The organism is Stenotrophomonas sp. STEN033, from assembly GCF_056856655.1.
The window spans coordinates 1-25,505 of record NZ_JBXFWM010000067.1 but is presented as its reverse complement, the minus strand read 5'-3'; the positions used below and the strand labels follow the sequence as shown (position 1 = coordinate 25,505).

The window sequence follows — 25,505 nt, the reverse complement described above, 5'->3', positions numbered from 1 at the left end:
GGCGCCGCCCGGTGGGGTGCGGTGTCGCCGGGGGCACGCCCCCCCCCGGGCACCGCCGCCGGGGGGGGTGGGCCTTCCCGGGGCTACGCGGTCTAGCCCCCCCCCAATTCACTGCGTTCCGGCCCCCAATGCCGCCCCGCCGACCCTGTTTCACAGCGGCAGCTTGACACTCCAAAGCCAAGAACTGACGCTTACGCCATGAGTATCGACCTAACCCCCCTTGATCTTCGAGAGCTGAACACTCTCATCCGCGCCGCACAGGACAGGCACAAAGCGCTCACCCAACGTCAACCTGCGGACAAGGTAAGGCGCAACCTCACAGCATTGGCCAAGCAGACCGGCTATACGATCGAAGAGCTGTTCGGCCCGGGGGCCGATGCCGCCGCCGTGAAGAGCAAGCCAGCGCGGCGCAAGGGGCCGAAGGTCAAGCCCAAGTACCGCGACCCGGAAAACCGTTGGAACACCTGGACCGGCCGCGGCAAGATGCCGCTCTGGCTGGCCTCCAAGATCCGCTTCGGGCAGACCGCCACCGACTTCCTGATCCCCGGCGTGGCAAAGCTCACCCCGAAGGAAACGGTGCTGACCGGCAAGCGCAAGCTGTTCAAGCAGGGCTGAAGGCGGCGGACCAGCGATTGATGCCGCTCTTGTAGGAGCGGCGTCAGCCGCGAAGCTGGTGGAAATTGAACTGCGGCGTTGCATGGCTCCCGGCTACGACTGGCTGGTTTGCTTCGCGGCTCCTGCGGCAACGCTTGTAACGCTCCTGCCGAGCATGGCTCGGCACTACATTGCAGCTTTGCTTGTAAAGCCTCTGCAGAGCATGGCTCGGCGCTACATTGCAGCTTTGCTTGTAAAGCCTCTGCCGAGCATGGCTCGGCACTACAGGCTTGTGCTGCGCCTGCAAATGGCTGGCGATGCGCGCTTTTGCCCCCTCCCTTTGCCGCAGGCAAGGGGAGGGTTGGGGAGGGGTGCTGTTCGCCGTTGAGCTGCGGTTGATGCATCGTCAGCTTCGCGGCTTACGCCGCTCCTGCAACATTGCTTGTAAAGCCCCTACCGAGCATGGCTCGGCACTACACCCCCTCCCTTTGCCGCAGGCAAGGGGAGGGTTGGGGAGGGGTGCTGTTCGCGGTTGATCCGCGGCGGACGCAACACCAGCTTCGCGGCTTACGCAGCTCCTGCAACATTGCTTGTAAAGCCCCTGCCGAGCATGGCTCGGCACTACAGCTGGGGCATTGCTTGTAATGCCTCTTGCCGAGCATGGCTCGGCACTACAGTTGCGGCATTGCTTGTAATGCCGCTTGCCGAGCATGGCTCGGCACTACAGTTGCGGCATTGCTTGTAATGCCGCTTGCCGAGCATGGCTCGGCACTACGGGTTCATGCCGCGCTGCTTGATTCCGGGGTGTCGACCAGTTGGTTGATGCGGCGCAGGGCGCTTTGCAGTTGGCGGCGGTTGCTTGCCTGCCCCAGTGACAAGCGGAAACCGCGGCTGCGGCGTGCGCCATCCGGTCTGAATGCCGATGAAGGTGAGATCACCAAGCCCTGCAGCTGGGCAGCGCGCACAAACCCTGCATCGGTCCACGGCTCCGGTACGCTGCACCAGGCATGCAGTCCTGACGCCTGCACCTTCAACGAAGGAACCAGCAGATGAGCGGCCAGCGCGGTGCGTTCGTGTGCTTCATCCAACACCTGATTCAACAATGCGTTCGCCGAACCATCCAACAGCAGCTGGCTTACCAGGGCCATCACCAGTGGATGCCCCATCAGGCAAATCGAGCGCAAAGCAATTGCCAGTGCTTCTGCATGCTGCTCCGATGGACAGCGCACGAATGCCGTGCGCAAACCTGGACTGATCGCCTTCGACAAGGTTGATACGTAGTACACATGCGCCGGTGCCAGCGCCGCAATCGGCGTTGGCTTTTCCACAGCGTGATGCCAGTAAGGATCATCCTCGATGGCCAGCAGATCCAGCCGCTGCAGCACACCTGCCAACTCAACCCGCCGCTGCGGCGGAATCGTCAGCGCCGTCGGGTTGTTGCAGGTGGGATTGAGGTAAACAACGCGTGCCCCACTCTGCCGCGAGGCGCGCTCCAACGCCTCCGGACACATTCCCTTCTCATCGCCATCGACCGGCAGCAAGCGTCGTCCCAATGATCGTGCTGCCTGCAGCAAGCCCGGATACACCAGGTGATCGCAGAGAATCACCTCGCCTTCCTGGGTCTGGCTGATCAGGATCGAGGCCAGCGCCGACTGCGCGCCTTCAGCAACCACCAGACCCGCATCAGCAACATCGCCCAGCATCGGCTGCAGCCAGCTGGTCGCTGCATGCCGGTCGGTCGGGCTGCCGCCAGCAAGGTGATACGTCATCAGGTTGGGCGCATTGCTGCGTGCAAGCACGGCGGCTGCGCCACGTCGCAAGGCATCGTTCAAGGCCAACGCATCCGGTACCGGCGGCACGTTCATGCTCAGGTCCACCGGTTGGCCGAAGGCCGCTTTCGGCGGTGCGATGAAACTGCCCTGCGGTCCACGCGCTTCGATCAGACCACGTCGGCGCGCCTCATCAAACGCACGCGTCACCGTGGTCAGGTCGATGCCGAGCTGCTTTGCCAATGCCCGCTGCGATGGCAGGCGATGGCCGGGCACCAGCTCGCCGGTGTTCATGCTGCGCTCGATGCTGTTGACGATACGCAGGTAGATCGGGCCGCTGCTGCGCAGCGCGCTGTCCATCCAGTTCATCGCCAAACCCCCTGTTTACCGGCAAAAACTGCGACATCCTGTCGCACCATGTATGGACGATGTAGCCACGTATTGTTTGCATCAGCGGCGGGTGCCTGCTCACAACCATCGGTCGGTTGGGGCGGGTGCCCGCTGTTTTTTGCGCGCGGACAGAACGTCCACGCACGCTGGCATGCATGCAGATTCATCAGCAGTAGATCAAGACTTGCTTTGCCAAGGGCAGTAACAGCCCACCGCCAGCAATCCGCGTGGGCGCACCGTCTGGCCATCGACCAGCTTGTCGAGAATCGGTTCGACAAAACTATTGGCCGAATTGCAGACCATGCCGATGCTGTACGGTCCGGCGTAGGCCAGATGCCCTGCCCTGTCCCAGATCGCAACCGCAGGGCTGGCCGGGATATGTTCGGCGCCTTCAATCGTCGGCAGTTCCGTCAGACGACCACGCAGATACTCGGGCAACTCACCTGTCGTGCCCGGGCGGCGCACCGCGTAGAAATCGATGTTGGCGCGGCGATACATGCTGATCAGATAACTCAGATGCGCGCCGGTTTCGCGGTTGCAGACCTTGCAGGCCGGGTCCCAGAAATGCACGACGCGGATGCGCCCATCCGCGCCAGCCAGTTCCGGCGGCAGCTTGAGCTGGGTGTCGTCGAAGACGATGGCCTGCTCGGCGAACGTGGCCTGCTCGCTGAGGCCGAAGTACTGCCATAGCGCTATCGCAATACCGGCCATCAGCACGCAGCCCGCAGCGATCCACAGCCGCATCCCGCGCCGGCGCCGGCGCGGCGATGCGCCGTTGGGCGGACTCACGAGGCAGCGTCCGCGCCGAACTTGTGCTCGTACTGTTCCAGCATCTCGGCGCAGGAATCGGCCTGGGCGCGACGGTAGATCTCGGTACGCTCCGGCGCGCGGCTGCGCTGCAGGCACTGCTCGATGGCCGCGCGCTCACTGGCCTGCACGTCGGCGGTCTGCGGCCGCGAGCAAACATAGACCAGCGACGCCAGCGCCAGCACCACGAAACCGGCGCAGCCCAGCATCACCAGATGAAACTTCAGCTTGTCCCGACGCACAGCAGCTACCCGCATATCCATACAAGATACGCAATGTATCATTTTTGTATGGATATGACCGGAGGCCAGTTAAACGATGGCCTGCGTCCGCGTCTCAGGTGCAGCCGAGATGACCTCGGTCAGCTTGGTCAACGCCGCCGCCAGGCTGTGCTGGTCCACCGCTCCGCCCAGGGACAGGCGGATAGCATTGCCGGCCTGCTCCTCGATGCTGAAGGCCTCCGAGCTGGCGATGCCCAGGCCTTGTGCCTGCGCGGCCTGGATCAGCCGGTACTGGTCCAGCCGCGGCGGCAACGGCAGCCACACATGCAGGCCGGACGGGTGCGCCTGATAGGGCTTGGGCAGGATGCGCGCGGCGATCTGCTGGCGCTGGCGCAGCTCCTGCTGGAAGCGGCGCACCATCTCATCGGCCTGGCCGCTACGGATCCAGTGCGAGGCCACCGCCACCATGGATTGGGTCGGCATCAGCGCGATCGAGCGCAGGGCGTCCAACAGCGGCTCCATCGGCTCGCCCGGCGGCACCACCAGGTAGGCGGTGCGCAGGCCCGGCGCCAGGCACTTGGACAGGGTGGAAACGTAGTAAACCGGGGCATCCGGGTGGCTATCCACCGCCAGCGGCGGTGCCGCGTCGGCTGCCAGCAGCCAGTACGGATCGTCCTCGACCACCGCCACGCCATGGCGGCGGGCAATGGCCAGAATGGCCGCGCGCCGGGCCTGCGACATGGTCGCCGTGGTCGGGTTCTGGATGGTCGGGATCAGGTAGATCAGGGCCGGCTTGCGCTGCTGGCAGGCCGCTTCCAGCGCGTCCGGCAGCATGCCTTCGGCGTCCATGGCGATGGAGACGATGCCCCGCTGCAGCACACGTGCGGCGGCCAGCAGGCCCGGATAGGTGAGCTGTTCGGCGGCGATCAGGTCACCTGGCTGGGTCTTGGCCAGCACGATGGCGCATAGCGCGGCCTGCGCGCCAGGGCAGATCACCACCCGCTCGGCGGAGACGTTGCCGAGGATCGGCGCCAGCCACTGCACGGCGGCGGCACGGTCATCGCGGGAGCCCGCGCCGACGTGGTAACTCATCAACTCGCCCTGCCCCGGCTGCTGGCTGAGCTGCTGGAAGCCGCGCTCCATGCTCTGCGCGAACGGGCTGCTGCCCAGCAGCGGCGGGATGTTCATGCTCAGGTCCACCGAGGTGGCGCTGTTGCCGGCCGACATGGCGATGAAGGTGCCGCCGGCGCCCTGCGCGTCGAGCAGGTCAGACTGGCGCAGCTCGGCGTAGGCACGGGTCACCGTGGTCAGGTCCACGCCCATCAGCTGGGCCAGGTCGCGCTGCGGCGGCAGACGATCGCCGGGCTGCAGCACGCCATCGTTCACGGCATCGCGTACCTGCTGGGCAATCTGCAGGTAGAGCGGACCGCTGCCCTCGGCGAAGGGACGGACCCAGGTCCGGTTGGGCTTTTTCAGGCGTCGGCCTGCGGCTGGCTGCTGCATCGGGTGAACCTTCCCTGCTTTGTACGTGCACCAACCCATACAATGATGTATCTTGTATGGACTTGACTGGATCGGCAATCCTTTTGTAGGCACCGCCGTACGGACAGTGTAGCCGCTCCCGGCCCATGCGCCGGGCATCGGCGGTCCCCGCTCAAGAGCTCCTTCAACAGGGTCGACCTTCAATGAATATCTGCTGGAAACGCATCCGCCCAGCGCTGGCCGCTTTGGCATGCGTGGGCCTGTCTGGCTGCAACTGGGTACTACTGGACTCCAAGGGCGACGTGGGCATTGCCCAGCGCGACCTGATCATCATCTGCATCGCCTTGATGCTGATCGTGGTGATACCGGCCATCGTGGTGACCTTCGTCTTTGCCTGGCGCTACCGTTCCGGCAATACCAAGGCCAGGTACATGCCCGATTGGGCGCACTCGACCAAGGTGGAAATCGTGGTCTGGGGCGTGCCCCTGGTCATCGTCGCCGTGCTGGCCGTGATCGTGTGGAAATCCACCCACGAGCTTGACCCTTACAAGCCGCTGGATATTCCCGGCGAGCCACTGCATGTGGAAGTGATCGCCACCGACTGGAAATGGGTATTCGTTTACCCGGACCTGGGCATCGCCACGGTCAACCAGCTCAACTTCCCGGCCGGGCAACAGCTGGCCTTCGACATCACCTCCAACTCGACGATGAATACCTTCTTCATCCCGCAGCTGGGTGGGCAGATCTATGCGATGGCCGGCATGCGCACGCAGCTGCACCTGGTGGCGAACGAGCAAGGCAAGTTCGACGGCATGTCGGGCAACTACAGCGGCCACGGCTTCTCCAACATGAAGTTCGTCGCCACCGCGATGAGCCAGCCGCAGTTCGATGACTGGGTTGCGCAGGTGCGGCAGTCGCCGGATCAACTGAGCTTCGACGAATTCAAGCGTCTGGCCGCGCCCACCCGCAAGGAACCGGTGCGCCACTTCGCCAGCGTCGAGCCGCTGCTGTTCAAGAAGGTCATCGACCAGTTCATCGGCGTGGGTGAGAACACCGCGGCCCCATCGGGCCACAACGCAGCTTCCAAGGCCTCCCAGGAGTAATGAGCATGTTCGGTAAGTTGACGTGGGACGCCGTGCCGTTGCACGACCCGATCGTCGTGGTGACATTGGCGGGCATGGTGCTGGGCGGCATCGCATTGCTCGCCGCCGTCACCTATTTCAAGTTGTGGGGCGCGCTGTGGCGCGACTGGTTCACCACCGTGGACCACAAGAAGATCGGCATCATGTACATCGTGGTGGCGCTGGTGATGCTGGTGCGCGGCTTTGCCGATGCACTGATGATGCGCGCGCAGCTGGCCGCGGCCGGCCCTGGCAGCGATGGTTTCCTGCCACCGGAGCACTACGACCAGATCTTCACCGCGCATGGCGTGATCATGATCTTCTTCGTGGCCACACCCTTCGTCGTGGGCCTGATGAACATCGTGGTGCCGCTGCAGATCGGCGCACGCGATATGGCCTTCCCCTTCCTCAATGCTTTCAGCTTCTGGATCTTCGTGGTCGGCGCTGCGCTGATGATGATCTCGCTGGGCCTTGGCGAGTTCGCGATGACCGGTTGGGTGGCGTACCCGCCGTTGTCCGGCATCGAGTTCAGTCCAGGGGTAGGTGTTGATTACTACATCTGGGCATTGCAGGCCTCCGGTGTCGGCACATTGCTGACCGGCGTCAACCTGTTCATCACCATCCTGCGCATGCGTGCGCCGGGCATGACCTTGATGAAGATGCCGGTGTTCACCTGGACCGTGCTGGTCACCAGCGTGATCATTATTGCCGCGTTCCCGATCCTGACCGTCGCCCTCGGCGCGCTCACCCTGGACCGCTACCTGGACTTCAACTTCTACACCAATGACCTGGGTGGCAACCCGATGATGTACGTCAACCTGGTGTGGGCCTGGGGTCACCCGGAAGTGTACATCCTGGTATTGCCGGCGTTCGGCATCTTCTCCGAGATCACCGCCACGTTCTCGCGCAAGAAGCTGTTCGGCTACAAGTCGATGGTGGGTGCAACGCTGGCGATCGGCATCCTGTCGTTCGTGGTGTGGCTGCACCACTTCTTCACCATGGGCTCCGGTGCCAGCGTCAATGCCTTCTTCGGCATCATGACGATGATCATCGCGATCCCGACCGGCGTGAAAATCTTCACCTGGTTGTTCACCATGTACGGCGGCCGCGTCGAGTTCAGCGTGCCGATGCTGTGGACCATCGCCTTCCTGGTGACCTTCACCATCGGTGGCATGACCGGCGTGCTGCTGGCCATCCCGGGCGCGGACTTCCTGCTGCACAACAGCCTGTTCCTGGTGGCCCACTTCCACAACACCATCATCGGTGGTGCGCTGTTCGGCTACCTGGCCGGCTTCGTCTACTGGTTCCCCAAGGTGTTCGGCTTCACCCTCAACGAACGCCTGGGCAAGTGGTCGTTCGCCTGCTGGATCATCGGCTTCTACCTGGCCTTCATGCCGCTGTACATGCTCGGCTTCATGGGCATGACCCGGCGCATGAACCAGTACGACAACCCGGCGTGGACGCCCTACCTGATTGCCGCCTTCGTAGGCGCACTGTTCGTGTTCGCTGGCATCGTGCTGATGCTGGTGCAGATCTACGTCAGCGTCCGCGACCGCAAGCAGAACCAGGACATCACCGGCGACCCGTGGAATGCACGCACGCTGGAATGGCAGACGCCTTCGCCGCCGCCTTTCTACAACTTCGCCGTGGTGCCCAAGGCCGACACCCTGGACGCCTTCCACGAAGCCAAGAAGCAAGGCCTGCCCAAGCCACCCAAGCACTACGCGCCTATCCACATGCCGCGTAACACCGGCGTGCCGCTGATCCTCAACATCTGGATCCTGGCGCTGTGCTTCGCCTTGATCTGGCACATCTGGTGGCTGGCCGGTGCGAGCTTCGTGGCGATGATCGTCACCTTGATCGTGCGCTCCTACGACGAGGACGTGGACTACTACGTCAGCGCCGAAGAAGTGGCCGCCATCGAGAACCAACACCAGAACAAGCTCAAGCAGCACAGGGTGATTGCATGAACATCATGTCCAATGTCGCCGTAGACAACGCACAGGCGGCCGAGCACAGCCATGACGACCATGGCCACGACCAGGGCGGCATGAAGGTCTTCGGCATGTGGGTCTACCTCATGTCCGACCTGGTGCTGTTCGGCTCGCTGTTCGCCTCCTACGCGGTGCTCAGCAACGCGTATGCAGGCGGCCCGACCGGTGCCGAACTGTTCTCGCTGCCGTTCGTGTTGGTGGAGACCTTCCTGCTGCTGGTGTCCAGCATCACCTACGGCCAGGCCGTGCTGGCGATGCACCGCCAGGACAAGCGCGCCGTGCTGACCTGGCTGGGCGTGACCTTCGCACTCGGTGCCGGCTTCATCGGCATGGAAGTGTATGAGTTCAACCACCTCATCCACATTGGCGCCGGCCCCACCACCAGCGCCTACCTGTCCGCGTTCTTCGCGCTGGTTGGCACGCACGGCCTGCACGTGGCCAGCGGCCTGATCTGGATGGCGGTGGTGATGCACCAGGTGAAGCGTCGCGGGCTCACCCCGACCAATGTCACCCGCATCTCCTGCCTGAGTCTGTTCTGGCACTTCCTGGACCTGGTCTGGATCTGCGTCTTCACCTTTGTCTATCTGATTGGAGTGTTCTGAACATGTCCGACAACGACACCTCCCGCGCCGGCAGCGGACATGGCTCCACCAGGTCCTACCTGATCGGCTTCGTGATCTGCGCCGTGCTCACCATCATCCCCTTCCTGCTGGTGATGAACCCGACGCTGTCGCGGCCACTGACGATGGCCTTGCTGGTCGGCTTCGCCGTCGTGCAGATCATCGTGCAGCTGGTGTACTTCCTGCACATGAACCGCTCCTCGGAGGGCGGCTGGAACCTGGCCAGTTTTGTTTTCACCCTGGTCATTCTTTTCATCGTGGTAGCGCTCTCCATCTGGATCATCTGGAGCATGCACTTCCACATGATGGTCAACTGACGCACGCAACGGGCCGGCACACATTGCCGGCCCGTTGCATGCAGTTCGGCTGTCCGTCCTTCATCGACCATAGCCATGTCCCGCACCAACACCCCCGCCACCGGCCTCGCCGCACTGGCCTGCAAACTGCACTTGTCCACCATCGCGATAAGCGCCGCCACCCTGCTGCTGGTCGCCTGTGCCGCAAAGCCCAAGGTGGATTTCTACGGCAAGGACATCGCCTGCGAAGCACTCGGCCAGCAATGGACGATGCCCGACAGCACAGGCGTAAGCCGAAGCCCGGCCGACCTCAACGGCAAAGTGACCTACCTGTTCTTCGGCTTCACCAGCTGCCCGGACGTCTGCCCCACCACCATGGTGGAACTGAACCGCGTAAAGCACCTGATGGGCTCGGACGCCGACAAACTGCAGGTGATCTTCGTCACCGTCGACCCGGCCCGCGATACGCCCGCCGTCGCCGAAACCTATGTAAAAGCCTTCGACCCCACCGCAACCGCACTGGTAGGCAACGACCAGCAACTAGCCGCAATGGCAGCATCCTTCAAAGCCTTCTACGACCGCGAAGAAGGCAAGCACCCCGGCGCCTACTCGATGAGCCACACCGCAGGCGGCTACGTATTCGATCGCCAAGGACGGCTGCGTTTGTTCGCGCCCTACGGCATGCCGGTGGAGCAGCTGTTCTCGGATGTGCAGCGACTAACGCTGGAGCCAACACGCCCCAACCCAACAATCTGTGACACAACCGGATAGCCCGGAACCCGCAAGACCAAAGCCCCTCTCCCTCCGGGAGAGGGGTTGGGGTGAGGGCAGAACAAAACCACCAACCCCAAACCTCCAACACCCCAACCAAACTCAACCGCAAAACCTAAAGCACCCTCACCGCTCAACACACCCACCACCAACCTCCCCACCCGAAACAAACACCCCAACCGCCTCAACAAAACACCCAGGCACAAAGTAAGACAGCAAATGCGTCCCACCCTTGGAAATCCCCAATTCTAGCGGTCGAATAAAATGGAGCTGTGCAGCCGATGCCCACTCCTGCATTGGCGCGACCCAGCCGAGCGCCAAGTTTGGGAGCTCGTGGTTGCAAGCCCATAGCAAGCGGATGGCCTACAAAATTGGACCGCCGTCGAAATGGAAACCGATCTTCATTTATGCTTCTTATTGACCCTTAGGAAGTCCTTTTCTGGGCCGTAGCTATTAACTACGCCATGGCGTACAAGGAAGTCGAGCATCGCGACAACATGCGGTGCGTTCGAAACCTTGGGGCGTTCCTTGCCCGGTTCAGTTAGGCTGGCATATTCATCACCTAGCTCCCTGAGGATAGACGAGATTTGAGGTTCAGTGATCTGACTTAGGATCATCCCTACCAACTTCAGCACTGTGTCCGCGTCAAGGCTTTCCTTTGCTAGACGATCAACCAATTCAAAATCGACACTAACCATCTTCTCAGCAGCATAGCGGCCAAGCTGGAGTCGCCCCTTGACGTCGCTAGCATCTGCATAATCTGTAGCATTTGCGACAACGACTGCCTTTATCGAGTCTCTGACAGAAGGGCTTTTAAGCAGCATTTCAAGATCACTGCCAATCGAATCTGGAGTGACGAACTCTTCGAACTTTCTAGAGGATCCGATGAACCTTTCCTTTGTTTGCCAGCTCAGATCTTGAAGACGCAAATAGGTATTTAGCGTATCGTTCACAACCGACTTGAATCGCCCAGGCTTTTGTAGACACTCTTCAGCCGTTTAGTGCGTACTGCCGTTCAAACTCTATCGGGGACAGGCCGCCATTGGAACCGTGTCGCCGTGTCGGGTTGTAAAACATCTCGATGTACTGGAAGACATCGGCGCGTGCCTCGTCGTGATTGCTGTAGATCCGCCGCTTAATCCGTTCGCGTTTCAACAGCTGGAAGAAGCTCTCCATTGCTGCGTTGTCGTGGCAATTTCCTCGTCGGCTCATGCTGCATACGATGTCGTGCTCACGCAGGAAGCACTGCCAGTCTTCGCTGGTGAACTGCGTTCCTTGGTCAGAGTGCAGAAGCAAACCTGGAGCGGGTTTGCGCCTCCAAACCGCAGCGAGCAGCGCTTGCAGAACCAAGTCGGTGTGCTGCGTGGGGCGCGTCGCCCAACCCACCACCTGGCGTGAGAACAAATCGAGTACAACGGCCAGGTACATGAAGCCGTCGTAAGTCCGGATGTAGGTGATGTCCGTTACCCATGCGCGATTTGGTTCACTCACTTTGAAGCCACGGGCCAAGACGTTCTTTGCCACTGAGCCCACGGGCCCACTCAATGGGCGCGGTCTACGGCCATAGCCAACCATCGCCCGAAGCCCTTCGTTCTTCATCAATCGCGCTACGCGATGCCTGCTACACGTCTCCCCTAGCTCGCGAAGATCCGAAGTGATCTTGCGATGTCCGTAGACCGAGCCACTCTCAAGCCAGCTGTGCTTGATCAGTCCAAGCAGTCGTTGGTCATCCCGTTCGCGGGGGCTTATCGGGCCTCGAAGCCAGGCGTAGTAACCGCTGCGATGGACACTCAGTACCCGGCACATGGCTGCCAACCCGAACTGATCCACATGGCGCTTCATGAAGGCGTACTTTGCTCTTACCCCTTGGCAAAGTACGCGGCGGCTTTTTTTAGGATGTCTCGCTCTTCAGTGACGCGACGCAACTCAGCTTTTAGCCGTCGGACTTCCGCGTTCTGATCAACCTCAACGCGGCGGCCTACCTCTCCCAAGCCGTGCTGACGTCTCCAACCGTACAAACTGTGGACCGATACACCCAGCCGCTCAGCGACTTCAGCTACTGGCCGGCCATATTCGACAATTTGCCGAACTGCCTCGATCTTGAACTCATCCGTGTAACGTTTCGTACTCATAACCACCTCCGCCTAAGCCATAGTTTATGGCTGCGAGGTGTCTACGAAATCCTGGGCGATTCAGAATCACTAGATCGAAGAACTTTGTTCTATTTGCTCTAATGACCTCACATTCCGCAGGATCATCGGTTGCCTGCAGATCGTGATCAAATCTTCGACCGTCGCTGGCAATACTCAGGCGATCAAAGATACTATCCTTAATCGCATACACAAAATAAATCTGTTGCTTAATCTGTGGCGAGCCATTTAGAAGAGCATTGAGAGAACGCAAGGTCTCAAAAATGTGCGAATCGTTGAACCTATCGATATCCTCAAAGATCACGACCGTGCGCTTGGATATCTCAAAAAAGTAAACGATCTCGTCAAGGTACTGATCAAAATAGGACACCGATTTTTCGTCAAGCGTAACCGTTGCAGCACCCGCCGAAACCTCTTTGATGTTCAATCTACCAAACAAGGCATGCCGCAACATAAGACAGATGAGCACCCCAAAAGACAGGACAACCAAATGAGACCATTGCTCATTCAACTTAACGCCCGGAAACGCAAGCAGTATCTTGCCCGTCCAGCCTGTCAAAAGGAAAGTCGTTGCCAGTATCGTACCGATCAACAGAGATAGCAGCACTTCTCTCATCCAACGGAATCGCTCAATCCGCCTGAAACGCGACCCTGGCGTTTTCCGAGGCTTTTCTCTGTAGAGGAGCTGTTTGACGATCTCCTGCTGAATTGTATTTGTTGGCGATGTCGCCTGCGGCGGCGGGCCGTCCTCTGCTGCGGCTTGCTCGATTGGCGCCAAAGTGGACAGCGACAATTCGAGAACCTTTTTCTTATGAATCAATGCAATTTTCTTAAGAATACTACTCTTTCCGACGCCATAGTTTCCCGACAATGCGATGTTTTGAATTCGCTTGTCCTTCAGGGCTGCGTCGAGCATCTGCACATAGACGCCGTGTTCCGCCTCCATATACTCTGGAGTTAGCGGACTCAGATCGGGGGGCGCCGCAGGGACACTCTTCCTAGGATATCCAAACATTACTATTCCCTGTTGTTTCAAATCTATAGCCGGTTCAAAAGCCAGGTTTGAAAACCTTGAAAGCTAAGAGAGCCCTTTATGCGATCCGCCTTGACCCCGCACCGAGAAACTACCGGGGGACGGCCTGATCCGTCATCAAGAAAGGATATCGAAGCCATTTAGCGTAACGATGAAACCAATTTGTATAGCTCGCCATTTCTTTCGCCGGATCTAATTTGTGTAGCGATCATATCAAACCCCATTTTCACTCACCCTACTGCCAAATCCCCTTAGCAGACCATCCCGTGGATTGCCCACCTAATACTAGGCTATTCCATCAATACGCTTTCGCTAATTCGACTGAACTCGATCTTCATAGTTTTTCCCTTGATCGCTTGCCAAAGCTTGGCATGTGGATATTTCGACCTGACAAGCGACTCCAATTCTGTCCGAAGCGCACTCCCACGGACGCCGAAGTAAACGCCGACCAGCTCCCGAGGATGGAAGCGTATGTCCTCTACTTCATTTCGCGGGAACCGCCCGAGACCAGAAACCAGTCGAAGTTCCTTTTCATCCCGCCAGCGACTCGACTTGAAGAACATGAGCGGATCAACAATGTCAGGTTCCAAATTTCGGTTCCCAGCCAAAAACTCTGCCCAGCCCTCATCGGTTAAAACCGGAGGCGCACGGTCAGCATATACAATCGGCTTAGCTAATCCGTACGCACTATCGAGTCCAGGTATGCTCGCAAACTCCAGGACCACCCCTTGATTTTCCGCCGCGTACAACCCCCACATACCCGTGTCGTCGTTTACGTTACTGAAACACAACACTTTAATCTTGCTAAGGTGCTCTACGATCTGCAGTCCGAATTCGTCCAATATCTGCGGTAACTTCGCAATTGAGGCTATTACTCCTGGACGCATCTCATTTTGAAATTTATCTTTTCCCATCACAAGAAATTGGACGCGATTAGCTTCTAATATCGCTCCCAATGCATTTGCGGGAAGACGAAGCCCCGGGTTGACTAATCTTTCCCACATCAGGTCGAGCGCACGATGCGCAACAAAGTCGCGGTCAACCTCAGTCGAAAATGGTTCCGACATGTCGAAAAGGTCATTGAAGCGAGACGGACGGGACCATCTAAGCGTGCCGTCCCTGAGTGTTGGGCGTGCTCCACTTGCATTTAGGTATTTGAAGTAACGATCCATCGACTCCGGTCCGAATTCCTGTGAAGAGATCCTAAGGCTGACCGTCGGGGGACTCAAGTTGTCACCACTCCGTAATTTTTATCCAGACATCCTTAGATATCTCCGGGCAAACTAGTCCTAGGAAAACATCTAAACCGCCGCCGATACTCCCCCGGCGGCAACCCCACAACCCTAGTGAACACCTTCCGGAACGAACCCGGATCGCTGTAACCCACGTCCCAGGCAATCCGCTCCAGCGGCACGTTACTGGTCTGCAGCATCTCGCGTGCGCGGGCCACGCGTACGCGTTGGCAGTACTCGGTGGAGGTCATGCCGGTGGCTTTCTGGAAGCGGCGCAGGAAGGTGCGCTCTTCCAGCCCTGCGCGGTGTGCGAGTTCGGCGGATGCGACCTGTTTGGCGTGGGTGTCGTGCAGCCATTGCTGCACGGCCAGCACTGCGGCGTCGCCGTGCGTCATGCGTGGCGAGAAACTGCTGTAGTAGCGCTGTTGGCGGCCGGGTGGGTCGATCAAGAGCGTGCGTGCGACATCCAGCATCACTGCAGCGCCGAGGTAGCGGTCTACCAGCCGCAGGCCGAGATCGGTCCAGGCCATGGCACCGCCTGCGCTGAAGATGTCGCCGCCGTCGATGAGCATCTGGTCCACGTCCAGTGTCACGTCCGGGAAACGCGCAGCCAGCAGTTCGGCGTATTGCCAGTTGGTGGTAATGGTGCGGCCGGCCAGGCGCCCGGTTTCGGCCAGCAGGAATGCGCCGGCGCAGACCGATGCGAGCGTAGTGCCGTCGTCGTGCAGTGCGCGCAGCCAGTCCAGGTAGGGCGCAGCGGCTTCGGTGGAAATCGGCGGCTGCATGCTGGGCGGCAGGATCATTACCTGCGGTGTGCCGCTTGGCGACTGGCTTGAGCTGTAGACGGCTTGCGGCGCTTGGCCGGGTGCTTCAATGCGCCAGTGCGTGACCTGCAGTTCGGGGGCGGCGGGTGCTGCGCGTTCGCTGGCGAGCCTGCCGGCCAGGGCGAACAGGTCGGTCAGGCCGAGCACCGCCGCCAGCTGCGCGCCGGGATACAGCAGGATTCCCACTTGGATGTGACCGTCGGTGCGCATCTGTCGGTACAGCCCTCAAGAATGTCGGTAGCGCCTCTTCGTGGTGGCAGGCCGGTCGCGGAGACTTCTCTCACGCCATTCAACCACCCAACAGGGAGCCGTACATGAGCAAGCGCGCCATTATCGTCGTCGATCTTCAGAATGAATACCTTGCCAGCGGCAAGCTGCCCTTGGTGGGCATTGATGCCGCCACCGCCAATGCGGTGCGCGTGATTGCCGATGCGCGGGCCAAGGGCGTGCCGGTACTGCATGTCCGCCATGAATCCGCCAGCAGTGATGCACCGATCTTCGTACCGGGCTCGGACGGGGTGCAGATCATGGCCGCTGTCGCGCCCATTGGCGATGAGCCGGTGATCGTCAAGAACCACGTCAATTCGTTCCGCGATACCGATCTGCAGCAGCAGCTTGAGGCGCGTGGTATCGAGGACGTGGTGGTGGTTGGTGCGATGAGCCATATGTGCGTGGATGCGGTGGTGCGTGCGTCCGCCGACATGGGCTATGCGGTCACCGTGCTGCACGACGCCTGCGCTACGCGTGAACTGGAGTTCAACGGCGTTGTGGCGCCGGCTGCGCAGGTGCATGCGGCGATGATGGCGTCGTTTGAATTTGGGTATGGGCGGGTTGTTGCTACGGATAGCTATCTGCAGGATTGATAGCCAGCGACGAGGGTAGAAAAAGGGGCAGCCCAGCCCTGCCAAGCCCATGCATGGCGGGGAGGCTCCCAATTTGGGAGCCTCCTCCTCTAGAACGTCGGGTCAATGACGGGAAGCAAGCCAAGATCGTTCATATCCATCTCCACTTCGTTGGCCCGTTGAATGTGATCCTTGTTTGCCAGATCAAATGCCTGATCAACGGTTACCACGATGGAGCCGCCGAGCGCGGGAAGAATGGTGGCCGCCAGAGGTAGCTGCTGTTGGGTCACTGTCTTTGGTACGTACGCCATCCAGCCCACGCATTTGCGATGCGGGAACGTCGCATACTTGCTTTTGTAGTACTGGAACTCCCCGTCCACTTTGTCGTACACGTCGGCAAACGCAAACGTGGTTCCCCGCTCACCTTCCAACACCGCAAGCATGATGTCAGCAACCAACTGCGTGGGGTTGGCTTGAATTTGGTCCGGGCGGTACAGCGAAACCGTCATGTACCCCATTCCAGGGATGTAATCGATCTCGATCAAGCCAGGTCGCCGCTTCGTCCCGTTGTCGTTGACCAGCGCCGCACTAAGTGATTCTGACCCCATCAATTTGGTGCGCTCCTGCAGTCTAAGCAGGACAGCGTCCTCATCCTCAAACGGAATTAGGCTTTGCTTGGGTGTATTTTCCCCGCAGAACCATTCATGGTTTCCGGGAATGCGCCGCAGCGTTTCTAACAGATGGCGGTATGTACTACGAACGTCGGTCTCTATTCGCTTTCCGATATCGAGGCGGAGGATTGTAAATATCATGCTTGGACAACCTGCAGGATGTATGGAGTGTGGATGCAAGCAACGGGCGGCGGAATGCTGGAAGCTGCCCATTTATAGACCTCAATCTGCATGAAATGCCACTGCAGTTTTGCTTGCGGCATCGCGGTGTTTATGACTGCAATCTGCCGACCAGCCTCTTCAATCATGCCTGGGAAGACGAATCGCTGGGGGAACCCTAGCTTGGGCGCTCCATCATCCGGGGACAGAAATTGTGCGTAACGACCCTTCGCGTCCACCACAGTGCATTGGGACCTCCAGAAGCCATCGAAGTACACGCCACCGTATAGCCACTCGGTTAAGTTCAGTTGCTCGGCATTGGGCTGCGGCTCGCCCTTGATGGCCGACCATGCGCGCCCAGCAAGCGATGTGTCGAAAGCGGTTACCGGCAAGCCTGTATTCTTGTCGCAGTAGCTGAATCGCTCGGGCCCTGCGTTCATGTTGGCGATCTGCAACTGGTAATCCCAGTTGACCTTGTTCTCGCGGCGTACTGCTCGACGCGGGACCGCCGGCACCAACGCGCCCTGGTCCAATTTGCACTGGTTGCATTCAGTCGAGCTGCTTTGGTTGGTGCAGTCGCCTTCCTTTACCTGCTCCATTGGAATGATGCCGATCGCGCGCCGCAACCGCTCCAACGATGCCGAGCGCCGGAGAACCTCGCCGATGGCGCGCCCGCCTACTGGAATTGCACTGGCCATCTCTCAATTCCTCCAATTGGTCTGTGCACGGAAGATCGACAACAGATCCTCTGCTGTCAGGTTGGGGTTGATGGAGGCCCTCACCTTCAAGACCACGGCTGGTTCCCGCCGAAGCTGTCCGTTGGTAACCGTGTCTGCTCGCACCCAGCGCACCAGCGTCGGTACGCGAGTGATGTGCAGCTCGTAGGTGGCGAAGTCATAGGACTCACGTACCGCAGTCAACAACTGCTGGTCGGACATATGCTGCGTTTCGTCCGGCATGTCGCGCCGGATCTCTGCCGCAATACGCTCGGTGAAAGACTCCGGCTCTGGCAAGCGCAAGAGGGCTTCCTGCTCTGCGTTCAACTCTAAGGGCATTGTTCTACCGTCCGTTGGTGGTGCGCCAGTCGGAAAATGGCGCCATGAGGCTCTGGCTTTGCTCGGGGGTCAGGACACGCTGCAATCGTTTGAATACGCGAGGGTCCCAGAAACGGAATAGCGCGCTGGCCCCATTGGATAACCGTAGATCCAAGAACGACTGAAGGTGCGCGAAAATCGCTTCAAAGTCCTGAGTACTACTCAGATAGCTGACACACGGCACACAATCCCCAGTCCCCTCCAGCGCATTCAGCCATCCATGCAAACCTGTGCTCCCGTCCACTTGGACCAGCCAAGGACCTGCATCCGCATGTTTGGCCTCAGGCTGGCCAAGGAACAAGGAGCGATGGGGAAGGTCTTGGGCATAGAAGCGCAGGGTACGGGCAGCGTCGGCCCTGACCGCACAGTCAACGATGAGGTAGGTATGCATCATCAGCGCCCCAGAAATACCGTCGCGGTCTTGGCGGCTGCGAGCAGGCACTCTTCACACACCTCGGACTTCTCCGAAGAAGCGGGATTCTGCTTCTGCACCAGGGACTGCAGTACCGGCGCTGCGTCCATGACTGTTGAGGGAACTGTCCCTCCAGGCGAGCTCCCGCTGCCCCCAGCGTCAACCCAAGCATGGTTCTGCTGCCCTGATATGAGGCTGCAGCCACATGCCAACTTGTCGCCATGACGTGCCACCGCCTGACCGTCGATGATCAGCGTGCTATCCCCTGTGATGATCGGGAAGACACCTTTGTGCAGGGGGCAAACGGCTTTGTCACCTACTCGGGCAATCGGCTTTCCGTCTATGTCCGTATGGGGTGACCCATTGATGACCGATCCGCCACCGCTGTGTCTGTCACCCAGAACTATGAGCATTCTCATCAGCCAACTCCGTTTGACTTGCCCTGATTGTAGCTTCGTGTTTGCGGCGACGACAATGCGATGGCTGGCTGATGCGGAGAATGCCAGTTTTCAAAGCTATCCAATCTCACGGCGCCGGCCAGTTTGCCGCCCCCCCCACCTCAAGATAACTAGTGCTGGCATCTTTACCAGACGGGAATCATCTGGAAAGAAGTTATCCAGCGACGGGACCAAATGGGCTTGATGGGAAGCAAGGAAAGCCTACTCCAGTGAGCTCCATGCGAGGCCCGCTGAGCATTAGCGTTTGCAAGCGGTCAAACCAAGGGAAGATGGATGAACTGTTACTGGAACAGCTAGACGAGGCGCTACTGAAGCCATTCACTCAGTATCGGGAAGATGGGGAGCCATCGGTTCGATTGTTTCCACAATCAAGCGGAGTTTGAGGCCGCATAGGCCTGACCAAAAGCCCTGAGCGACTTGGTTGAGTGAGCGATATCGAACGACGCTGGCTCCTATTCGCCCCCTCTGGTAAAACCCGCCACGGAATATTCGATCAACGCTGGCCCGAACTACTGGACTTACTCAATGCGATTCAAACCATCTCACGTGGCCACCCTTCTTCTGCTGGGCGTTGCTGCGCCTGCTTTTGCCCAGACAACCATCTGCAAGATCGAGGGTGATTCAATTGGCCCGGAATTGATCTCCTGGGACACCAAGACGCAGCGGGCACAGGTGAAGCTGCTGGGCGAGGACTTGCAGGGGAAGATGACCTGGAAGCGGAAGCATGATGATCTTGGCGACAAGGTCAATTTGAGCTTTACGCCTGCTGATCCGCTGTTTGGGGATGAGTATGAGTTTGTGGTGTTCCCTACCGAGAGTGGGCATCGGGTGATGGGGGTCGGGTACAAGTACTACAACGGGGTGAAGTATTTGAATATCAGCCAGGGGAATTATGTGGCTGTTTGTAGTTCGTTGTAGGTCTGAAGCTGGTTGATTGGTTTTGTGGGAGGTGGGTTGGCTGCGAAGCTGGGGATGTTTGAGGTGTTGGTTCGTTGCGAAGAGCACCCCTCCCCGGCCCTCCCCTGCGCGGTGCGCAAGGGAGGGGGTTGGAGCTGGCTTCGCTTTTTGCTGCTGCTTTGCTGGTTGGCTCTTTTTTGTGGGAGCTGCGTCAGCTGCGAAGCTGGGGGTGCTTGATCTGCTGGATTGCTGCTAAGAGCACCCCTCCCCAGCCCTCCCCTGCGCTGCGCGCAAGGGAGGGGGTTGAGCTGGCTTCACTTGGTTCTTCTGCTTGCTTGTTTGCGCTTTATTGCTGCGTTAGCACAGCATGGTTACGGAATGGCTAAGGCTGTACGCGTTCCATCGAACGTGATGCATTGCTGCCAGCATTCGCATCCTCTCGGTTATGCTACGGCACCCATTCCGGCAAGGACGTACCGTGACCATTGGCGAATACACGCAGGTTTATCGTGGCAAGAAAGTCGTTGACTTCAAGATGGGGGGCTCGGCCGTAGCCGGCGATGTCGCTTACCGCTTGATGCAGGAATACGACAGCGACGAGAGCCAGGAGGAACTGCTGGCCAATTTCTTCGAGCAGGTTGATCCGAAGTCGATTGAAGTGCTGATCATCGGTGCATGGGATGAGGCTTCCAGTGATGGCCCGCAGGGCCTGATAGATGGGCTGATTGCGCGCCGTGCCGAGCTGGGCAACCTGAAGGCGCTGTTCGTGGGCGACATGACCTACGAAGACTGCGAGATGTCGTGGATCAACCAGATCTCCTACAACCCGCTGCTGGAGGCCTTCCCGGGCCTGGAGTCGCTGCGTATCCGTGGCACCTCCGAACTTGAACTGCAGCCCTTCACGCATGCGTCGCTGCAGGAGCTGGCGATCGAGAGCGGTGGCCTGCCGAACGAGATCGTCATTGCCATCGCCAACTCCACGCTGCCGGCCCTGCGCCATCTTGAGCTGTGGCTTGGCGACGATGGTTATGGCTTCGATGGCGATGTGGCGGTCTACCAGCGCCTGTTGTTGGCGATCGGGCCGGAGCGCCTGCAGTACCTGGGCCTGCGCAACGCCATGATCAGCGACGAGCTGGCGGTGTGGCTGGCCGGTGAGCCGTGGCTGGGCACGCTGCAGACACTGGACCTGTCGCTGGGCACCATCGGCGACGTCGGCGCGCAGGCGCTGTGCGAGAGCCCGAACCTGGGCAGCCTGCAGCGCATCGACCTGAGCCACCACTACATTTCCGCAGCGTGGCAGCAGAAGCTGCAGGCGCTGCCGTGCACGGTGGTGCTGGACGATCCGGAAGAAGAAGACGACGGCGACCGCTACGTGGCGGTGTCCGAGTAAGGCGAAGATGGCCAATTGGCTGTTGATCGGCCCGCGCGGCAGCCGCCGTATCGGGTGGCTGCAGCGTGCCCTGCACGATCAGGGCGCGCCTGCCGCGCATGTGTTCGACTACGAAACCCTGCTCGCCGAGCCTGCGCGTCTGCTTGAGGCACTCGCGCAGACGCCCGGTGCCATCGTCAAGCTGGAATCGCCCGGCGAAGCGCCTGCGCTGCACCAGGCCTTGGTGCTGCGTGGCTGGGAGTTGTCCGGCGCTGCTGGTGATGCGCCCTTGCCTGCCGCGCATGGCGAGCTGGTGCATCAGCAGTTCTGGCATGCCGGATTTGCAGATGTGCTGGCGTCGCTTCCGGCGGGGCCGCGTTACCTCAATGCACCGGCCGATCTCGCCTGCATGTCGGACAAGCTCCGCTGCCAACACCTGCTGGCCGATGCAGGCGTGACGGTGCCGCCCTTGTTCGGGGCGATCAGCGGCTACGAGGATCTGTGCGCGCGGCTGCGCGATGCGGCCTGCGAGCGCGTCTTCATCAAGGCCCGCTACGGTTCGTCCGGCGCGGGCGTGCTGGCTTACGCGCGCAACCGCGATGGGCGCGAGGTCGCCTATGGCTCGGCGGAACTGGTGGAACAGGACGGCCGCTGGCGGGTGTTCAACTCGCTGCGGCAGCGTCGTTACGACCGGCACAGCGATATCGCACGGCTGGTGGATCTGCTGGCCGAGCAAGGCGCCTACATCGAGCGCTGGATTCCCAAGCCCACCGTGCCGGGCAGCGATGGCCGCCGCTATGACGTGCGCGTGGTCGCACTCGATGGCCAGCCACGGCAGCGGGTAGCGCGGATGAGCGCGGGTGCGCTGACCAACCTGCACCTGGGCAATGCACGCACGCAGCTGGAGGCGCTGCTGGATGCCGATGCCATCACCCATCTGCAAGCTGCCACGGCGAAGGCCGCCGCTGCATTCCCCGCCAGCCGCATGATCGGCTTCGACCTGATCGTGCGCGGCACGCGCAGCTGGGTGCTGGAAGCCAATGGCTTCGGCGACTTGCTGCTGGACCTGCGCCATGACGGGCGCACCACCTACGAAGACCAGGCGCTGTTGGCGCCTGCGCGTTCTGCCATCAACGAGTACGCCCATGCTTGAGACCCGCTTGCCCGACATGCACCGCATCGTCGGCAGCCATGACGTGGTGATGATCACCCTCGACGCCCTGCGCTTCGATGCGGCCCAGCGCTGCTTCGAGCGCGGCGAGCTGCCGGTGCTTGCACCGCACCTGCCGGCCGATGGCTGGGAGCTGCGGCATACGCCGGGCAGCTTCACCTATGCGGCGCACTCGGCGTTCTTTGCCGGTTTCCTGCCCACACCTGCACGGCCAGGCCCGCATCCGCGCCTGTTCGCGCTGGAGTTTGAAGGCAGCGAGACCATAGTGCCGGAAACCTTCGTGTTCTCCGGCCGTGCCGATATCGTCGGCGGCTTCCGCGACCAGGGCTACCGCACCGTCTGCATTGGCGGTGTCGGCTTCTTCAACCGTCGCAATGCGCTGGGATCGCAACTGCCAGGCCTGTTCGAGGAAAGCCACTGGCAGCCCGAGCTCGGCGTGACCGCGGTCGATTCCACCGAACGCCAGGTAGCACTGGCCTGCGAGCGTCTGCAGGCCGCGGGCGACCAACGCTACTTCCTCTTCATCAATGTCTCGGCCATCCACCAGCCGAACCGGCACTACCTGCCCGGCTGCGACGTCGATGGATTGGACAGCCACTGCGCCGCACTGCGCTACGTCGATGGCGAGTTGGCGGCGTTGTTCGCGGCCTTGCGTGCGCGTGGGCCGGCCTTCGTGATCATCTGTTCCGACCATGGCACCGCTTACGGCGAGGATGGCTTCCACGGCCACCGCCTCGCCCACGAGACGGTGATGAACGTCCCCTATGTGCATTTTGTGTTGAGCCCATGACCGTCCATCGTTTGTCAGAGCTGCTGCGGCTCGAGCCCTATCAGGCCTATTCGTACTCCTACCCGCACAAGTCCGCGTACCGGCCGATCACCCAGCCACCGCTGCTTGCCGATGCCTGGGCGAACGAGCCGCGTGATGCGCTGTTCCTGTACCTGCACGTGCCGTTCTGCAGCTACCGTTGCGGCTTCTGCAATCTGTTCGCGATGGCACGGCCGGCACCGGCGCAGGTGGAAGCCTATCTGGCGCAGATGGAGAAGCAGTTGCGGGTGACTGCCGATGCCTTGGGTGAACACCGCTTCGTGCGCTTCGCGCTGGGCGGCGGCACGCCTACCTATCTGGATGCGCCGCAACTGCAGCGGCTGTTCGATTTCGTGCAGCGCCACGCCAACATCGACCTGCATTCGATTCCTGCCGGCATCGAGGTGTCGCCGGAAACCGTGGACGCGGCGAAGATGAAGATCTGCCGCGACGCCGGCATCGACCGCGTCAGCATGGGCATCCAGAGCTTCAGCGATGCGGAAGTGCGCTCGCTGGTGCGGCCACAGCAACGCGCGGTGGTCGAGGAAGCCATCGCGCAGATTCGTGCCGCTGGCATTCCAACGCTCAACCTGGACCTGATCTACGGCATCGCCGGGCAGACTGTGGCCAGCTTCCTGACCTCGATCGACAGCGCCCTCGCCTTCCAGCCGGAAGAGCTCTACCTCTACCCGCTGTACGTGCGCCCCCACACCGGACTGGACCGCATCGGTGCGAAGGAAGGCGGCAAGCGCTCGTTCGTCATTCATCCCGAATCGGTGGACAACCGCCTGGCGCTGTATGAAGCCGGCCGCGAGCGTCTGCTTGCCGCGGGCTATGAGCAGGTATCGATGCGCATGTTCCGCGCGGCCAACGCGCCGGACTCCGGTGGGCCGGCGTACTGCTGCCAGAGCGACGGCATGGTCGGCATCGGCTGCGGCGCCCGCTCGTATACCAGCGGCCTGCACTACTCCAGCGAGTACGGCGTCAGCCGGCGCTCGGTGGCGGATATTCTTGCGCATTACCTGGAGCGCGATGAGGCCTCGTTCGCCCGCATCGACTACGGCGTGCGGCTGGATGAGGACGAACGCCGTCGCCGCTTCGTCATCCAGTCCCTGCTGGCGCAGCCCGGCCTGGATCTTGCGCAATACCGCGAGCGCTTCGGCACGGAGTGCTTCGACGACCTGCCGCAGCTGGGCGAGTTGTTCGAGCAAGGACTGGCCACGCGCGAGGATGCGCTGGTCGCGTTGAATGACACAGGGCTTGCCCGTGCCGACACCATCGGCCCGTGGCTGATCTCCACCGGCGTGGCCGAGCGCATGCGCGACTACCAATTGGATTGAGCCGCGCATGCATCTTTCCATCCTCTATCGCGGCCGGCTGAGCAGTTGCAATTACGACTGCCCGTACTGCCCCTTCGCCAAGACCTACGACACCCGCGCCGCCCTGCGCCGCGACGCCGAGGACCTTGCACGCTTCGTCAACTGGGCGGAGCGGCAGACGATGGAGTTGTCGGTACTGTTCACGCCGTGGGGCGAGGGATTGGTGCGCCGCCACTACCGCGACGCGATGGTGCAGCTAAGCCATATGCCGCATGTCCGCCGCGTGGTGATACAGACCAACCTGTGCATCGGCACTCGTTGGTTGGATGCGGTCAACATCGACAGCTTCGCGCTGTGGTGCACCTATCACCCCGGGCAGGTGACCCGCGCCGCCTTCCTGGCACGCTGCCGCGAGCTGGACCGGCGCGGTGTGCGCTACACGGTTGGCATGGTGGCGATGCGTGAGCATCTGGAAGAGATCCAACTGCTGCGCGGCGAACTGCCGGACGAGGTGCCGATGTGGATCAACGCCTACGACGAGCGCCCCGCCGGTTACTACAGCGATGCCGAGATCCAGCAGCTGCAACGCGTGGACCCGCACTTCCTGTTCAACCTCGAGCCTTCGGCCAGCCTGGGCGCCCCCTGCTTCACCGGCGAGAACGTGGTGTCGGTGGATGGCGATGGCAACGTCAAACGCTGCCACTTCGTCGCCGAGCCGCTGGGCAATCTGTACGACGGCAGCTTTGCGGCCCAGCTGCGTCCGCGTGGCTGCCCGAACCAGCGCTGTGATTGCTACATCGGCTATGCGCACCGCAAGGATCTGCCGTTCCAGCGAGATTATCCGGCGGGTGTGCTGGAGCGGTTTCGGGGATAAGGCAAAACCGGGGTGCGGGGGGGGGGGGGGTCAAACAACCCCCCCCCGCCCCCCCGGGTTGAGGTTTGGGGGGCACGGGGGTTTTTTTTTTGTGTCGGCCCCCCCCCCCGCAGCGGGGGAGGAACGT

General features: G+C 60.9%; 27 protein-coding genes. 13 read left to right on the top strand and 14 right to left on the bottom strand.

The features are described from left to right. The first annotated feature begins 198 nt into the window (after positions 1–198). Positions 199–615 carry an H-NS histone family protein gene (locus tag AC1VXC_RS17705; RefSeq protein WP_481539769.1) on the top strand — a complete coding sequence of 139 codons (417 nt, stop codon included), beginning with the start codon at positions 199–201 and terminating at the stop codon, positions 613–615. Positions 616–1,373: 758 nt separating this feature from the next. Here the strand turns inward: AC1VXC_RS17705 and AC1VXC_RS17700 are convergent. The 4 genes from AC1VXC_RS17700 to AC1VXC_RS17685 form a co-directional block, all read right to left on the bottom strand. Continuing rightward, positions 1,374–2,732: an aminotransferase-like domain-containing protein gene (locus AC1VXC_RS17700; protein WP_481539768.1), complete on the bottom strand. Its 1,359-nt coding sequence runs from the start codon at positions 2,730–2,732 to the stop codon at positions 1,374–1,376. Between the two features lie 198 nt (positions 2,733–2,930). Beyond that, positions 2,931–3,542, bottom strand: a complete 612-nt coding sequence (locus AC1VXC_RS17695; protein ID WP_481539767.1) for a DUF6436 domain-containing protein — start codon at positions 3,540–3,542, stop codon at positions 2,931–2,933. Continuing rightward, positions 3,539–3,802 carry a hypothetical protein gene (locus AC1VXC_RS17690; protein ID WP_244479166.1) on the bottom strand — a complete coding sequence of 88 codons (264 nt, stop codon included), beginning with the start codon at positions 3,800–3,802 and terminating at the stop codon, positions 3,539–3,541. Before AC1VXC_RS17690 ends, AC1VXC_RS17695 begins: the two co-directional genes overlap by 4 nt. Before the next feature lie 69 nt (positions 3,803–3,871). After that, on the bottom strand, positions 3,872–5,284 hold the full coding sequence (locus tag AC1VXC_RS17685) for an aminotransferase-like domain-containing protein (protein WP_481539766.1): 1,413 nt from the start codon (positions 5,282–5,284) through the stop codon (positions 3,872–3,874). 182 nt (positions 5,285–5,466) lie between these two features. On the opposite strand from AC1VXC_RS17685, the gene cyoA reads away from it, so the two are divergent. The 5 genes from cyoA to AC1VXC_RS17660 all read left to right on the top strand — a co-directional run bounded on the left by cyoA (position 5,467) and on the right by AC1VXC_RS17660 (position 10,065). After that, positions 5,467–6,366: a ubiquinol oxidase subunit II gene (gene cyoA / locus AC1VXC_RS17680; RefSeq protein WP_481539765.1), complete on the top strand. Its 900-nt coding sequence runs from the start codon at positions 5,467–5,469 to the stop codon at positions 6,364–6,366. Positions 6,367–6,371: 5 nt separating this feature from the next. After that, positions 6,372–8,354: a cytochrome o ubiquinol oxidase subunit I gene (cyoB, locus tag AC1VXC_RS17675; RefSeq protein ID WP_481539764.1), complete on the top strand. Its 1,983-nt coding sequence runs from the start codon at positions 6,372–6,374 to the stop codon at positions 8,352–8,354. After that, positions 8,351–8,980 (top strand): cytochrome o ubiquinol oxidase subunit III, encoded by a 630-nt coding sequence (gene cyoC, locus AC1VXC_RS17670; RefSeq protein WP_282271767.1) that lies wholly within the window; start codon positions 8,351–8,353, stop codon positions 8,978–8,980. The genes cyoB and cyoC overlap by 4 nt, the downstream gene beginning before the upstream one ends. 2 nt (positions 8,981–8,982) lie before the next feature. Beyond that, complete coding sequence (gene cyoD, locus AC1VXC_RS17665) at positions 8,983–9,315, top strand: cytochrome o ubiquinol oxidase subunit IV (RefSeq protein WP_481539763.1); 333 nt, start codon at positions 8,983–8,985, stop codon at positions 9,313–9,315. A 75-nt stretch (positions 9,316–9,390) separates the two neighbouring features. Continuing rightward, on the top strand, positions 9,391–10,065 hold the full coding sequence (locus AC1VXC_RS17660; RefSeq protein ID WP_481539762.1) for an SCO family protein: 675 nt from the start codon (positions 9,391–9,393) through the stop codon (positions 10,063–10,065). A 401-nt stretch (positions 10,066–10,466) separates the two neighbouring features. On the opposite strand, the gene AC1VXC_RS17655 is transcribed toward AC1VXC_RS17660, so the two are convergent. The 5 genes from AC1VXC_RS17655 to AC1VXC_RS17635 all read right to left on the bottom strand — a co-directional run bounded on the left by AC1VXC_RS17655 (position 10,467) and on the right by AC1VXC_RS17635 (position 15,514). Beyond that, positions 10,467–11,018, bottom strand: coding sequence for a hypothetical protein (locus AC1VXC_RS17655; protein ID WP_481539761.1), 552 nt, complete (start codon positions 11,016–11,018; stop codon positions 10,467–10,469). A 37-nt stretch (positions 11,019–11,055) separates the two neighbouring features. Further along, positions 11,056–12,197 (bottom strand): IS3 family transposase gene (locus AC1VXC_RS17650; protein WP_482995076.1). Its coding sequence is split into 2 segments (ribosomal slippage): positions 11,056–11,960 and positions 11,960–12,197, totalling 1,143 coding nucleotides; the frame shifts between segments, so codons are not numbered across the junction. Next, positions 12,172–13,230 (bottom strand): YobI family P-loop NTPase, encoded by a 1,059-nt coding sequence (locus tag AC1VXC_RS17645; protein WP_481539674.1) that lies wholly within the window; start codon positions 13,228–13,230, stop codon positions 12,172–12,174. The genes AC1VXC_RS17650 and AC1VXC_RS17645 overlap by 26 nt, the downstream gene beginning before the upstream one ends. 308 nt (positions 13,231–13,538) lie before the next feature. Then, positions 13,539–14,420, bottom strand: a complete 882-nt coding sequence (locus AC1VXC_RS17640) for a hypothetical protein (protein WP_481539673.1) — start codon at positions 14,418–14,420, stop codon at positions 13,539–13,541. Between the two features lie 92 nt (positions 14,421–14,512). Further along, positions 14,513–15,514, bottom strand: a complete 1,002-nt coding sequence (locus AC1VXC_RS17635; protein WP_481539672.1) for a GlxA family transcriptional regulator — start codon at positions 15,512–15,514, stop codon at positions 14,513–14,515. 104 nt (positions 15,515–15,618) lie between these two features. Between AC1VXC_RS17635 and AC1VXC_RS17630 the strand changes: the two genes are divergently transcribed. Then, the gene (locus AC1VXC_RS17630) at positions 15,619–16,167 is read left to right on the top strand and encodes a cysteine hydrolase family protein (protein WP_481539671.1); all 549 of its coding nucleotides are present in this window, start codon (positions 15,619–15,621) and stop codon (positions 16,165–16,167) included. Between the two features lie 89 nt (positions 16,168–16,256). Here the strand turns inward: AC1VXC_RS17630 and AC1VXC_RS17625 are convergent, their stop codons facing one another. The 5 genes from AC1VXC_RS17625 to AC1VXC_RS17605 are packed head-to-tail and all read right to left on the bottom strand — an operon-like array spanning position 16,257 to position 18,895. Further along, complete coding sequence (locus AC1VXC_RS17625) at positions 16,257–16,958, bottom strand: hypothetical protein (protein ID WP_481539670.1); 702 nt, start codon at positions 16,956–16,958, stop codon at positions 16,257–16,259. Continuing rightward, on the bottom strand, positions 16,955–17,674 hold the full coding sequence (locus tag AC1VXC_RS17620) for a Tox-REase-5 domain-containing protein (protein ID WP_481539669.1): 720 nt from the start codon (positions 17,672–17,674) through the stop codon (positions 16,955–16,957). The genes AC1VXC_RS17625 and AC1VXC_RS17620 overlap by 4 nt, the downstream gene beginning before the upstream one ends. A gap of 3 nt (positions 17,675–17,677) precedes the next feature. Continuing rightward, positions 17,678–18,031, bottom strand: a complete 354-nt coding sequence (locus AC1VXC_RS17615; protein ID WP_313170799.1) for a hypothetical protein — start codon at positions 18,029–18,031, stop codon at positions 17,678–17,680. A gap of 4 nt (positions 18,032–18,035) precedes the next feature. Further along, complete coding sequence (locus AC1VXC_RS17610; protein WP_481539668.1) at positions 18,036–18,461, bottom strand: DUF4123 domain-containing protein; 426 nt, start codon at positions 18,459–18,461, stop codon at positions 18,036–18,038. A 2-nt stretch (positions 18,462–18,463) separates the two neighbouring features. Next, complete coding sequence (locus tag AC1VXC_RS17605) at positions 18,464–18,895, bottom strand: PAAR domain-containing protein (protein WP_481539676.1); 432 nt, start codon at positions 18,893–18,895, stop codon at positions 18,464–18,466. A 570-nt stretch (positions 18,896–19,465) separates the two neighbouring features. On the opposite strand from AC1VXC_RS17605, the gene AC1VXC_RS17600 reads away from it, so the two are divergent. The 6 genes from AC1VXC_RS17600 to AC1VXC_RS17575 all read left to right on the top strand — a co-directional run bounded on the left by AC1VXC_RS17600 (position 19,466) and on the right by AC1VXC_RS17575 (position 25,378). Then, positions 19,466–19,858 carry a hypothetical protein gene (locus tag AC1VXC_RS17600; protein ID WP_481539667.1) on the top strand — a complete coding sequence of 131 codons (393 nt, stop codon included), beginning with the start codon at positions 19,466–19,468 and terminating at the stop codon, positions 19,856–19,858. A gap of 457 nt (positions 19,859–20,315) precedes the next feature. Continuing rightward, complete coding sequence (locus AC1VXC_RS17595) at positions 20,316–21,227, top strand: STM4015 family protein (RefSeq protein ID WP_481539666.1); 912 nt, start codon at positions 20,316–20,318, stop codon at positions 21,225–21,227. Positions 21,228–21,249: 22 nt separating this feature from the next. Next, positions 21,250–22,359, top strand: a complete 1,110-nt coding sequence (locus tag AC1VXC_RS17590) for an STM4014 family protein (protein ID WP_481539675.1) — start codon at positions 21,250–21,252, stop codon at positions 22,357–22,359. Then, on the top strand, positions 22,352–23,167 hold the full coding sequence (locus tag AC1VXC_RS17585; RefSeq protein WP_481539665.1) for an STM4013/SEN3800 family hydrolase: 816 nt from the start codon (positions 22,352–22,354) through the stop codon (positions 23,165–23,167). The genes AC1VXC_RS17590 and AC1VXC_RS17585 overlap by 8 nt, the downstream gene beginning before the upstream one ends. Next, the gene (locus tag AC1VXC_RS17580; RefSeq protein WP_481539664.1) at positions 23,164–24,525 is read left to right on the top strand and encodes an STM4012 family radical SAM protein; all 1,362 of its coding nucleotides are present in this window, start codon (positions 23,164–23,166) and stop codon (positions 24,523–24,525) included. Before AC1VXC_RS17585 ends, AC1VXC_RS17580 begins: the two co-directional genes overlap by 4 nt. 7 nt (positions 24,526–24,532) lie before the next feature. Next, positions 24,533–25,378 carry an STM4011 family radical SAM protein gene (locus AC1VXC_RS17575; protein WP_481539663.1) on the top strand — a complete coding sequence of 282 codons (846 nt, stop codon included), beginning with the start codon at positions 24,533–24,535 and terminating at the stop codon, positions 25,376–25,378. The last annotated feature ends 127 nt before the right edge of the window (positions 25,379–25,505 follow it).